10 protein-coding genes are annotated in these 12296 nt (G+C 42.1%); 1 reads left to right on the top strand and 9 read right to left on the bottom strand.

Features of this window, described 5'->3' with window-relative positions:
- Positions 1 to 47 precede the first annotated feature (47 nt).
- The 8 genes from I7804_RS11295 to I7804_RS11260 form a co-directional block, all read right to left on the bottom strand.
- Positions 48 to 2036 (bottom strand): TIM-barrel domain-containing protein, encoded by a 1989-nt coding sequence (locus I7804_RS11295; RefSeq protein ID WP_248403539.1) that lies wholly within the window; start codon positions 2034 to 2036, stop codon positions 48 to 50.
- A 138-nt stretch (positions 2037 to 2174) separates the two neighbouring features.
- Positions 2175 to 2675 (bottom strand): hypothetical protein, encoded by a 501-nt coding sequence (locus tag I7804_RS11290; protein WP_248403538.1) that lies wholly within the window; start codon positions 2673 to 2675, stop codon positions 2175 to 2177.
- A 253-nt stretch (positions 2676 to 2928) separates the two neighbouring features.
- On the bottom strand, positions 2929 to 3222 hold the full coding sequence (locus I7804_RS11285) for a Nif11-like leader peptide family natural product precursor (RefSeq protein WP_248403537.1): 294 nt from the start codon (positions 3220 to 3222) through the stop codon (positions 2929 to 2931).
- Positions 3223 to 3542: 320 nt separating this feature from the next.
- Positions 3543 to 5081: a hypothetical protein gene (locus I7804_RS11280; protein ID WP_248403536.1), complete on the bottom strand. Its 1539-nt coding sequence runs from the start codon at positions 5079 to 5081 to the stop codon at positions 3543 to 3545.
- Complete coding sequence (locus I7804_RS11275) at positions 5074 to 6057, bottom strand: ABC transporter permease (protein WP_248403534.1); 984 nt, start codon at positions 6055 to 6057, stop codon at positions 5074 to 5076. The genes I7804_RS11280 and I7804_RS11275 overlap by 8 nt, the downstream gene beginning before the upstream one ends.
- Positions 6058 to 6073: 16 nt before the next feature.
- On the bottom strand, positions 6074 to 7276 hold the full coding sequence (locus tag I7804_RS11270; protein ID WP_248403532.1) for a substrate-binding domain-containing protein: 1203 nt from the start codon (positions 7274 to 7276) through the stop codon (positions 6074 to 6076).
- A 27-nt stretch (positions 7277 to 7303) separates the two neighbouring features.
- A complete protein-coding gene (locus I7804_RS11265; RefSeq protein ID WP_248403531.1) occupies positions 7304 to 8281 on the bottom strand; it encodes an ABC transporter permease subunit in 978 nt (325 codons plus the stop codon).
- A 12-nt stretch (positions 8282 to 8293) separates the two neighbouring features.
- Entirely contained in the window at positions 8294 to 9793 is a 1500-nt protein-coding gene (locus tag I7804_RS11260) for a sugar ABC transporter ATP-binding protein (RefSeq protein WP_248403529.1), read from the bottom strand.
- Positions 9794 to 10021: 228 nt separating this feature from the next.
- Between I7804_RS11260 and I7804_RS11255 the strand changes: the two genes are divergently transcribed.
- Positions 10022 to 11077 carry an AraC family transcriptional regulator gene (locus tag I7804_RS11255; protein ID WP_248403527.1) on the top strand — a complete coding sequence of 352 codons (1056 nt, stop codon included), beginning with the start codon at positions 10022 to 10024 and terminating at the stop codon, positions 11075 to 11077.
- A gap of 15 nt (positions 11078 to 11092) precedes the next feature.
- On the opposite strand, the gene I7804_RS11250 is transcribed toward I7804_RS11255, so the two are convergent.
- Positions 11093 to 12232, bottom strand: coding sequence for a hypothetical protein (locus I7804_RS11250; protein ID WP_248403525.1), 1140 nt, complete (start codon positions 12230 to 12232; stop codon positions 11093 to 11095).
- Between the last annotated feature and the right edge of the window lie 64 nt (positions 12233 to 12296).

Genomic DNA, 12296 nt, shown 5'->3' with positions numbered 1-12296 from the left:
ATCAATTCTTGATATAATCAGATTTTTACCAAAGTTATATTCTTTACTTATATTCTTGTTATACCGTCATCTGTATACATATCATAGCTCTTAGCATCTGCCTCGTAACATATATATGTAAGGTTATCTGTAGTAAGAGCTCCTGTCCTGTTTGCAGGCTCTGTGATAGGAAGAACTCGTCCTTTTCTTATAAATACCAGCACTTCTCCAAGATCTGCTCTAAGATAATGATCTCCCTTAGGAAGGACTTCCTCATCATAATCATCATATGCCCTGAAGCGGATCATCTTCATATCTTCCGGAAGGTATACGTATCTGCCTGTAGTATTCTGTTTGTATACAGGAGCTATCATGATACTGTCTCCTACAAGGAGCTGATCTTCTACTTCCCTGCTCCTGTCATCATCATATTCAAAGCACAGAGGCTTAAAGAGCATCTCATAGTTAAGAGCAGCCTTCATGAATTCTGAATACAGATATGGAATAAGAGCATATCGAAGATCTATTAGTTTCTTAAAAGTATCTTTTGATTCAAATCGGTATAGTTCCTGATACCTAGTCCCTGCCGCAGCATGATTCCTGAAAAGAGGTGTGAATATGCCAAAAGATATCCATCTGATAGCAAGATCCTCAGTAGTATCTGCACCAAATCCGCATACATCAGCACCTGAATACAAGAAGCCGCACATAGACAGAGCCGGCATCTGCTGTATATTAAGAAGAAGGTGTGACCACCAGGACTTATTGTCACCACACCAAATACCGCCATATCTGTGCATTCCTATATATGAGGATCTGGAGAACATAAGGATTCTTTTGTCAGGAGATAATCTCTCAAAAGCTTCACCGGCAGCCCTTGTCATGTTATAACCAAAGAGGTTGTGGACTTTGTCATGCCTTATCTTCATGCCTTTGTATTCATGATAGAACCTCTTGTAATCAGCTTCATTATTGTCGATAGATCCCACAAGATCCTTGAAAGCAAAAAATGACTTTATATCAAGATTCTTGCCTTTATAATCCTCTATAGCATCAAATACTTCCTTAAGATGATCCTGCGTATAGAATATGGCAGGCTCGTTCATATCATTCCAGAAGCCGTCAATTCCCTGTTCCAGAAGGACTTTATACTTGTTGCCAAACCACTCTCTTGCCTTATCATTAAGAAAGTCCGGGAAGTGAACCTGTCCAGGCCATACAGCTGCTACCAGATTTTCTCCATTATCTTTTTTGACAAAAAAATCTCCTGCTACGCCTTCTTCGTAGACATCATACCCGTCTTCAATCTTGACGCCCGCATCTATGATAGGGACAAGGTGGATGCCTCTATTCTTCATCTCATTAACAAAATCCGGGAAATTCGGGAAAGCCTTGTCATCTACAGTAAAGTCCTTGTATCTCTCCATATAGTCAATATCAAGGTAGATCATATCAAGAGGAATGCCAAGCTCGTCATACTTATCAGCTACTTCCCTGACTTCATCTTCTGTATAATAGCTCCACCTGCTCTGACCAAAGCCAAATGCCCAGTATGGAGGGATGTAGCTTCTGCCAATGAGGTGCCTGAACTCTTTGACTATATTCTTAAGACTTTCTGATCTGGATAAAGAAGCTTCAGATTCTTCAGCTTCTATCAGATAGATATCTGCATCGAAATCTTCAAAAGATATTACAAGCTGGTCCTGCTGACTATAACCTATATCAAATGTAACTCTTCCGGGTGTATCGACATAGACTCCAAGTGATCTGTCATCAGATGTTATGATCAGGAAGTTCTGTGATGCGTACAAAGACCTCTTGTCCTCTGTATGATTGGGATCGTCTGAATTAAAGCTTGTATAGATCCAGCCCCTTTTGTTGATACCACGGACTGTCTCCCCAAGTCCAAAGACCATATCCTTCTTGGACATAGATATTGAAAGCATCCCCTCTTCATCATCTTTCTTAAAAAATGGAATCTCCCCTTTGGTAACCTCGATATCCTGCACAACAGAGTCTGTCTCAATGGGATTACCAATTCTATACTTTCTAGTCATTTTGCTATACTGCCTCCCTATGTTCTTTTTAGGTTATTATTTAATGTTTTATGTAATTTTTCTATAAGAACTTCTATGTAATGCTTTATGCATTATTGGTATGTATCCTTTTTTGTATTATTTTTTCTATAATCGTTATCAATCGTCTTTATCATCAGATATTTTTCTTCGCCCCAGAATGCCAAATGGCCAGATTTCATTGGTATCTTCTTCAAATACTATAGGCGCATGTCCCAGTGCAGAGAGAAACGCAACCCATTCATCGTACCCTTTCCATCTATGGTCTGGCTGCATAGGCAGAACAACTCTCTTCCCATCTACATATATTCCTAATTGATTGCATATTACACCGTTTCTACCATTAATGGTATTAATGAATACTTCCGTAATACTATCTATAGAAATTGTCTTTTTATAGAAGAAAAGATATCTGATGATAACATGACGTTCTTTAACCGTGATAGTCTCAGTAACTACTGCTAATAACCATAAACAATACAGTGTTGTAAAAACAAATATAAATATCGCTATTTTCAAATCTACGGGATCAACTTCTGACGAATCTTGTATATATGCACACATTATAGTTCCAAATACACCTTCAAAAAAGATTGCACATGCAAGCAGTACACCTCGCATTTTATGATACATTTTCAGGTAAAAATCATTTCTTATCATTTCTTTTCTATTTTTCCTTTATCAAGAATTATTAAAAACAAAGTGCATAATAGCTTTTCTACGCATAAAGAATCCCCAAGAACACATGCGTATACATCCTATCATCAGAACAAACTTACTATGACCAAGGCTAGTGTACTGGCTCATTCATATTTAAACAAATTACTTGTCTATAAATTTATCTACATCGTCATAAAATCTCGCCAATGTAAGACTAATTACTAATAGCCTCAAGCCTCATCATAAACACAGAATACTCATCATTCCAGGTGTCAAGATCCGGAGAATTCTCACCGCCGCCATTAGTGCTTCTTTTAATCTCGGCATAAAACTCTTCTCCTTCATTTATCAGATCCATTACATTAATGAAAATACCATACTCCGCAGCAATAGAACAGAAATCTGATACCGGGTTAGCTGAACTTTTAGTATTAAGAAGCTTATTTCTAAGATCATTATCAGACTTTGCTTGTTCAAACAATTTATCAAGTTTCTCGCTAATAGTCATATAATTCCTCCTTCTTGTATATTATTGGTTGTATAATGCAAAACTTATCATCTAAATATCTGCAAATGAGCAGGCGTCTGGATATTATTCAATAAATATATTATCCAATAGGACGATATACACTTATCCCTGCTCATATCTTAATATAACAGAAAAAGTCCTCTATTACAGCACTTCATGTCAATATTATATTCACAAAAGTTTGAACCATGCTGTAAACCGTATAAAAAAAGCCCAGCAGTATGGCAACCGTAAGATGCCGAGGCTGTGGGCTAAAGCTAAAGGTATTAACGATGACATAGCTGTTAAAACAGCTAACTTTATTCATCCTTTGTATCATTAAAATAGGTTCTCAGAAAATATGCCGGTCCGCAGCTCCATGCATGGCAATAGCTGTTCACAATGGTCCCACCGTAGGGCGACTCGTTGGGATTTTCCGGATTGTACAGTTCCCAGAAGGTATCGGCGGAATTTGCCACCATTCCTCCCCAGTACTTTGACATTTTCCTGTGAGCCACATCTTTTTTTCCAATTTTAATAAGCGCATCTATGTAGTTATGGTACATGTAGGGAGTCACCATGGTCACTGCTTCAGGGCAGGCCTCCATTCTGTCAAAGAGCCGCTCTGCTGCCTTACCCTCCATTGCTCCTCCAAGCACCATCCATATCTGCGAGGCAAAAGAGATCTGGCTTTCCGCTCCGCTTACATAGAGCTTCTTTTCAACATCATAAAGGAATCTGTTGGAAGCTTCCTTGAGTTTGAGATAAAGCTGCGCATATTCCTCCTCCGCAAGAACGTCTCCGACGCACTGGGCAAGCTCGATGGCTGCCTCAAGAGCATACATGAAGATTCCCTGCGCGGAGGCCTGTTTGTTGAGGGCAAGATTCCAGTCCACAAAGCACCAGCCAAGAACATCCGAGTCCCTTACCACATGCCGCTCATCCAGGCATTGCCTTGCCAGCTCAATCTGTCTTTTGCATACATCAAAAAGATCCAGCACAGCTTTTTTATCCCCGGTCTTTTTGTAGTAATCCAGAAGTATCACAATAAAGAACAGGGAATAGTCAAACATGTTCGTGTCATCGACCTCAGGTTTCGGATCAAGGAAGATACATGCTCCCACCCGTCCGTCCTCCTGGGTCAGAGCCCCGAACAGATAAAGATTTGACTTTACCATGTCATTCATATTGTAGGTGACATAGTTCACCAGAGCCTGAATTCGCAGGTCTCCGATCCATAGTCTTCTGTCCCTTTTGGGGCCATCCTCAAAGACTGTCTGCATACAGTCATGGAGTGTTTTTACAGCCACCCTGTCAATCTCCATGTCCAGCTCATCACTGCTGTAGAAGGGCAAAAGAGCTTCATCCGGGGCAGAGGATACTGCTGTGATCGCTGCATCATTTACCTTTAAGGAGAATCTGGAGCTGATATCAACCACCTCTATCCTCACGTATCTGAAGGAGTATCTCCTGTCCAGTTCCACAACAGACGGCACTATGTCCACATGGATAAGCTCCTCCTCAATCCAGGCCGGTGAGACCCAGCCCTTATATTCTGAGGCATCCTCAAAAAGCTCGATCTCTCTTTCCGCAAAACGGATTCTCAGAAGAACCGGTGAATCTGGGTGCGCACCCTCATAGCCAAGGTCCAGGGACAGGTACCCCACATAGTGATCCTCAAAATCCAGGATGATGGAGTCGTCTTTTTTCAGTGCGATAGACTCATATGCCGGACGGGGATCTCTTTTTATGACATCCCCATCCTTCTTTAAGTCGATACACTTACATTCGTTTATCTTATTTTTCTTTATTTCAGGGAAAAGAGCTGTCGCTTCCCGTAATAATTTTTCGTTATACATGTGCAAATATTCTCTTGATCAAATGATTATTGTTTAAATAGATTAAGAAGATCACCAGCAGTACTGCGTTTATGATCGACTGAGTCGTGGCATTTATCTGGTTTGAGAAAACCGCAAAGGTGGAATTCAGAAGGGACATACACAGGGCAGAAAGCAGAAAGCCCACCTTCTCGTTTCCGAACCTTCCGATATAGCCTGCAATGAACATCGGAAGGAAGGCCGTGAACATAATGGCTATACTTCCGAAATTCAGTTGACCTCCGTTTATAGTGGTATTTCTTGCGGCATTCAGCATACCCACAAGTCCCATAAGGCCGCCGCAGATCGTGTAACAGATAAGGGCGTTTTTAACCTCATTGATACCGGTGGCTACTGCTACCTTCTGCCCTGACTTAAGGGCGTTGTAATCATAGCCGAAGGAGGTCCGCTCAAAGACAATGATCATAAAGATAAGAACCGCCGCAATGATAACAGCTGCGTAAAGCCAGGTTCCAACAAAGCCTGACATGGATCTGTTCTGAACCTCACTCATAAGGTATTTGCCGCCTGTTATGGTATACATTATTCCCTCATATACCAGGGTCACACCAAGAGAGACGATAATGGGCGGAAGCCTCAAAGCGCAGTACAAAGCTCCCGATATAAGTCCCAGCAGTGCTCCCGCAAGAACCGTTATTATCAGCATAAGAAGTGCAGAACCAGAGCCCCCTTTGAAAAAAACGTATGTGATCTTCGCACCTATCACAGATGAAAGTCCTGCCATTGCCCCCAGGGAAAAATCAAATCTTCCGCTGTTTAAGTTTATGGAGAGCGCCATGGTGGTGATCATAACGATGGCTGTATACACCACAAAGTTATCAAAGCTCTTTGCTCCCGATATGATGGTCTGCCCGTTTGCAAGGCAGATTCCTTCCAATACCACTGCCACAGCCGCAGGGATTGCCAATGTCTTTAAAATCTTCTTAAGGGTGCTCATGAACTGCCTCCATTCATCACTTACTCTCGATAAGTGCCTTTACATCATCATAGGTAACATCCTGACCGATAATGCCATCAAGACTTGCCTTGTCAAAAATAGGTGTATCACCGTTGTCGTTTACATAGTACTGGTCAAAGGATTCTGCATCTGTTGCCACAAGATAGCCCTGAGTAAAGGAGACCGCATTTCCTTCGGGATCTCTTATAACATTTCCGTTAATCGCATCCATTACCAAAGCGAATACAGGTCCGATGGAAGAAGAGTACTTGCCTGCAAGATACTCAAGAGAGCCGTTCTTCATTGATTCGCTGTTCATGGCTGTAAAAGAGTCGATATCGGAGAAAGGGATGTTCTCCTGGCTAAGTGTCTGAGCAAAGAAAGTTGTTGCCATTCCCACTGAGATAAATGCCTCAGGAGCTTTCTGGATTGCTGCATTGAGCTCATCGGTGGTTGTGTCGCCATATCCCTGGAGGTAAGCTACCACTTCAACATCTCCCGAAACCTTTGTAAGATCAACACCCTGATCCTGGAATATCTGTCCGATCATACCGTTCATATCATCTGTTCCGCCGTAGGTATCACCAAGTCCGGCGATCACACCTGCTGCACGGTATACGTGCATGGGGTTGGGGATAAACGCTCCGTAGATGGCAACGCTCTTTACTCCCTTATCCTTAAAGTACTTTCCCATCTCCTTGCCGGCTTCAAACTCTGTCTCGTTTGAAGGTCCAACCTGGCCGACAAAATGCTCATAAGTCTTGTAGGTCTCATACTGACTCTCATCAAGTACGCCGGATGCAATCGCATAGTAGATGCCATACTCTTCACAGGTCTCGATCTGCTGAGCTCTGTCACTGCTGGAGAGCGAGATAACGGCGTCATATCCCTTTGATGCAAACTTCTCGATGGCTGCCTTCTCATCCTCAGCACTTGCAAGAGCATCTGTATAATCAAAGGTTACATTGTAGTTGTTCTGAATATATTTCTCGTAGTAGTTTCTGAATCCAAGTGCTTCCTCGCCGCTGACGTCTGCAACAAGTACACCGATCTTACGAGTTTCACCCTGATCTGCGGAAGCTTCACTTGCAACCGCATTATCAGCGCTGTTATCTGCCTTGTCTGAAACCGCAGCAGGTGCGCTGCTGCCGCATCCTGTCATTACGGTCATGGCTGCTGCCATGGCAAGTCCGAGTACCTTTGTTACTTTCCTGTTCATATTTTTTCCTCCGTTTTCATAAGTTCTTTATCTTGGCAATAGTGCGGTTTTGTAATTCATTCCTGTGATATAGACCACTATCAGGAAGAAAACTGCGCTGATCACCTGTGTTATTCCGTATGCTGCACTGGAATCAATCACTATCTCCAGAATGTCGTTCAGTAGCATATATGAGAAGCCTCCAACCAGTGCGGCGTATATCCTGGATCTTGCGCCTCCCGATATTGGCATTCCTCCGAATACTATAGCTATAAAGATATTCATTCCTATACTTGAAGCCGTTGTCGTAGTGACCGAAGGGGTATACACAAGAGTAAGGAATGCTCCGAGTCCTATACCGATACCCGCCATAACAAAAGCCAGTATCGTGTACTTGTCGGCTTTGATGCCTGTAAGATAGGCACAGAGGGGATTCCCTCCCACAAACTTCATCCTTCTTCCTGCCTTTGTGAACTCGAATACAAAGACTGAGATTGCAAAGAACAACAAAAGAACCGCTATCTTGAAGGGCATATTGTCAAAGGGCTTTACTACGCTGCTGGGAATGCTTATCCCACCCAGCGCTCCTCCGTTTACCGTAATTATCTGCGCAGATACAGCTGACAGTACGGACATCATCGCGACCGTGGTTACAAAGGCCGGTATGTGGAAGATTGAGGCCAGCACCGAATTGAGCAGCGAGCACACAATTCCCGTAAGTAGTATCACCGCCATCATCAGCGCTATATTCTCTGTTTTGTTGTAGACCATTACTCCGAGAGTTGCCGAAAACAGCGTGGAAGCGCCAAGACTGATATCAAAGGTTCCAAGGGTATAGATGAAGGTTGCTCCCGTCGCTACGATCGCCAGAACCAGCGCCTCATTGAACACGATCTTCAGATACATATCAAGTCTGTAACCCTTTGCATTCACCACGGTGCAGAAGACCAAAAAGAGCACCGCAAGCGCCGCCAGGGGCAAAAGAGCTATGATATTCTGCCTGTTTATGTTTTTCTTTATATTCATTTCTTTTGCCTCCTAGATCATGCATCCTATGATGTCGCTCTCGGACAGATCTTTACTTCGCTTAAATTCTCCTGTTATTTCACCGTTCTTCATAATAAGGACCCTGTCGCTCATCCCAATGAGTTCAGGAAGTTCTTCGCTTATCATGAGAATAGCTTTTCCTTCGCTCTTAAGCTTTGACATAAGCTGATACATTGCCTGTTTGACACCGATGTCCACACCTCTCGTGGGACAATCCAGTATCAGGATCTCACTGCCGCAGCCTATCCATTTTCCAAAGACTACCTTTTGCTTGTTGCCGCCGGAGAGCTGTGCTACTACCTGATCCCTCCCCGAGCATTTGATCCTCAGGGCATCTATCTGCTCGTCTACATATTTCCTTTCCGCGGACCTGGTTATTAGTCCCGCCCCAGATTTGAATATGTTCATTCCCGCAATCGCGATATTGTCCTTGATGCTGGCCTCAAGACAAAGGGATTTTCTGTCTCTGTCTTTGGATACATATCCTATCTTGTCAGTCATTGCGATGTGGGGAGACTTTATATGCCGCCCTTTCGGGGATATGACTGCGCCGCTCTCGGGTTTAAGCGCTCCGAATATAGCCTCTCCAAGCTCATGCATCCCGCAGTCCGCAAGTCCTCCGATTCCCAGGATCTCTCCCCGGTGAAGTGTAAGAGACACATCCTTAAGCTTGTCATTAAAGCACAGATTCTTTACCACAATGGCTTCTTCATCAAGGAAGCTGCAGTTAAAGTCCGGTCTGTAGTAATCGCCCTCTATCTCTCTTCCTATCATGCTGGTCCTTATAAGTTCTTCATCAAATTCCTCTTTAGCGAAGGTCCTGATAAGATTACCGTCTCTAAGGACTGTCAGAGTGTCGCAGACCTCCATTATTTCCTCAAGATCATGGGAGATAAAAAGTACTGAACCGCCCTTTTTTTTCATCTTTTTCATGATGCCGTACATGATCTGTCTTCCGTCATGAGATAGTGCCGTGCTGGTTTCATCTATCACCAGGATCTTCGGCTTTTTAAGTATGACCTTGGCGATTTCCACCAGCTTCCTCTCCTGGAAGGAAAGGCTGTCCATCATATTTCTTCCGGAAATGGAGGTTATTCCTATATTGGAAAGGGCTCTGTCCGCTTCCTCGAAGAGTCTTTTTCTATCCACAAGGAGGCCCTTTTTAAACTTCTTCATCTCTGCCAGAAATATATTTTCCGCAACGGTGATCCCTGTTATTGTTCCACTCTCCTGAACCACCATTCCTATACCTTTATTCAGTGCATCGATCATGCTCTCGGGTTCCCAGGCCTTTCCTTCATACAACATCTGCCCCGAGGTTGCCTTCTGCATTCCCGCCGCGATGGAAGATATGGTGGATTTGCCCGAACCGTTCTCACCTATGAGACCTCTTATCTCTCCAGGGTAAACCTCAAGGTTTACTCCGTTTAGAGCAGTCACACTTCCGAATTTTTTTGTTATGTTTTTCATTTCCAGAATCGGAGTATTCATAACCAATGAATCCTTTCTGTCTGAGACATTGCTTGTTTATGGATTCATTATATTGAGCAAATGGCTTTTACATAATTCATATAATCGCTCAATTTTATTGACTTATTATGATGCAAATCTACTTTTTCGGATACTAATATGATCTTTTTTGACATTCACCTTCATTAGGGGTATTATTTAGCTGTTTTAATCAGACGTTCATTTCAGATATATAAGGGACTTAAGGATATGGATCATACAGCGGTAAAGCAGCACATATACGACATTACTGAAGTTGAGAAATTTTACAGAGACTACTATTATGCCAGGATGGACAAAGACAGCCTGAAGGCTTTTCTTAATGGACTTGATATGAAGTTTGTTCTAGACAGACACCTTCTGATCCTGGAAAAGCCCGAGACAATACCAGAGGTATTCGAAGATTCCTTCTTTTTCGACCTGTCAAATAATGACAGTATAGTGGTACAGAAGCACGAGAGATATTCACCGGCCATCGAGCACAGTCATACCTTTTTTGAGCTGAGCTATGTCTATGACGGCAAGTGCTCCCAGACTATCTCCGGAAGGACCATCGAGATGCGTACGGGAGATTTCTGTGTTATTCCTCCCGGGATCAAACACTCCATCAGCGTGTTTGACGACACCATAGTCATAAACATAATGCTTAGAAGGGATACTTTACATTCCATGTTCTATTCCTTCCTGAACACCCCGAATATACTCAGTTCTTTTTTCCTGAATAATATATATGCCAAGAAAGCCAACGACTACATCATGTTCCACACAGGCTCCGATGAGGACATAGCCACTTCCTTTATCTGGATGCTGACAGAATCCCTCAACAGACAGGAGTACCATTACCAGGCCATTACAAATACCCTGCTTCTTGATTTTTATCTGATAATAAGGAACTACTCGGAATCAGTTCAGATGCCGCTGTTTGACAGCCGCATAGATGTACAGCGATATGCCCTTATCCAGTATATTCAGGAGAATTACAAGGAGGTAACTCTCTCAGACCTTTCCGAGAAATTCCATTATTCCAACGAGTACACTTCAAGGCTGATAAAAGAACTGACGGGCATGACCTACACCGAGATCCTCAGGACCGTGCGAATAGAGCGGAGTCAGGATCTTCTTGCCAACTCTACCATGAGTGTTGCCACCATAGCTGAAGCTGTTGGATATGACACCACGGAGCACTATATCCGCCAGTTTAAAAAGCACACAAAAATGACTCCTTCCGCTTATCGAAAGGAGTCTGCATCCAGCAGGAACAGGTAACATTCCGTGCCAAGCTTACCTATTATTAGAAGTATGTTTGTTGGTATTTCTATTTGTAGGTACATTGGCATTTCTGTTTATAGCCATATTAGTACTTCTATTTGCAGTCATATTAGTATTTCTATTTGCTGACACATTAGTACTCCTGTTTGCTGACACATTAGTTTTTCTATTTATAGCTATATTAGTATTCTTGTTAACATTAGCTTTGTTAGGCATTTTCAAATTTTGAGCTTTATTATATGGAGCTTTTGGATTCTGTCCTCTATTTACAGGCCTGTTATTATATACATCACCATTAGTATATGGATTACCGTTATAATCAGCTTCCTGATATCTCGTATTTTGCTGAACCGGTTTTCTGAACATCTTTAAAATGGTATAGCCGTGATGCAATACAAATACAGCAATAAGCATAAATAGATGCGTGTAGAATATACCAACAATATAATAATTACGCTCCAGCAGATACCCTGCACTAAATCCTATATAACACAGGACTCCTGTAAGTATAAGCCCCATGATAAGAAGATGGAGATTGACAAACATATTCTTAAGTGCAATTACAAAGTCTTTAAATGATGCATCAAAATATACAAATCGTCCGATCATAAGTCCCAGATAATACATCATTACAGGGCTATATTCGCTTTCATCACCTATTATATTAAGGTATACCAAAATGATGATTACATAGAACATACTAAGCATGCGGACTGTAGCTTTTTTGTCTCTGTCAATCACTTTAAGAGGGATGACTATTTTATCAAGAATTGTATTAAGAACGCAGGACAGGCAGATCAGTAGTAGTAATGCAAAGTCCTTGCCATCACTCCATATATTATAAAAAAGCATCCATCCCGCACCTGACTCTCCACTTGTCTGTATCAACGAATAGATATGGTTACATACAACATAAGAAACTGCGAATGACATAACAGAAGTTCCTGAGATTATCATTTCATAAAAGAGTTCTACGTTGCTATCTGCTTTTATAAGAAGCTCATTCTTGTCACTACTTCGTCCGCCGGCAACCAATCTAGTAACAAATCTTGCACCAAATGTGCATAGTAGGATTCCTACAAGCGCTATTATGAAAAAAATAAATTTTTCGCCCAATGTAAAATCCGGATTAATGTAAGCTTTTAATGTCATGATGATGTCCTCTCAGGTTATGTCTGTAAGATTTATTATGATATTGGCAGTTGGTTATAATCTT

The organism is Butyrivibrio fibrisolvens, assembly GCF_023206215.1.
GTDB classification, from domain to species: Bacteria; Bacillota; Clostridia; order Lachnospirales; family Lachnospiraceae; genus Butyrivibrio; species Butyrivibrio fibrisolvens_C.
Note: the sequence above shows the minus strand (reverse complement) of the source record. Positions and strands in the feature narration are given on the sequence as shown.